The organism is Sphingobium cupriresistens, from assembly GCF_004152865.1.
Lineage (GTDB): Bacteria > Pseudomonadota > Alphaproteobacteria > Sphingomonadales > Sphingomonadaceae > Sphingobium > Sphingobium cupriresistens.
In genome coordinates this window covers 1-629 of sequence record NZ_SEOO01000144.1, presented here as the reverse complement: position 1 = coordinate 629, position 629 = coordinate 1, and the positions used below count along the sequence as shown (strand labels likewise).

1 protein-coding gene is annotated in these 629 nt (G+C 56.8%); it reads right to left on the bottom strand.

Going from position 1 to position 629, the window contains the following annotated elements; all coding sequences use genetic code 11:
* Positions 1–424: 424 nt before the first annotated feature.
* The coding region (locus EWH12_RS22575) for a hypothetical protein (RefSeq protein WP_207212483.1) at positions 425–629 on the bottom strand (205 nt) is incomplete at its 5' end.

The window sequence follows — 629 nt, the reverse complement described above, 5'->3', positions numbered from 1 at the left end:
TTCCCGGCCCAATATCTCCACCGCCGTCCCTCGCTTTGGCTCAGGACGTCCATAACGACGTCCTTATGGACGTCTCTTACGCGCTCACATCACAGCAAGGCAGGCGGCCTCAACCGGTCGGTTACGCTGCACCTTTGTATGCGGGCGGCAACCAGATGTCCGTAATCCCCAATTTGGCCAGGCTGTCAGCCTTCTGGGAAGCCTCAAGCCAAAGTGTTCCGCCGCTGGGCGTATACCAATGGAAAAACTGCAATAGGGTACGCGCTGCCATCGAATGTCCTTGATGTTGCTCGACTTGAGCGATTGTCGTTCATTGTCATGTCCGTCCGGTGGGACGCCAACCGGCGGATATTGTTTTGCAGGCGCGGGGGTATCGCATGGGCTTTCGGGCCAAGGCGGCTGCCATCGCAATTCGAAGCTGATTCTAACGACAGATGACAGCATTCGTTCCTGCGCCGAAACAGATAGATTTCACTAGGAAACCGGCAGACGGTGTCACATCTGGGTCGTGTCCCACGGGGTGGTGTAGGAAGGTTTCCCTGAGAGGGTGGCCACCGTCGATCTTCTGGTAGGGTTCGGATGCGAACTCGAACCTGGAGAAGAAGACGATGACCGATGACAGAATGGCC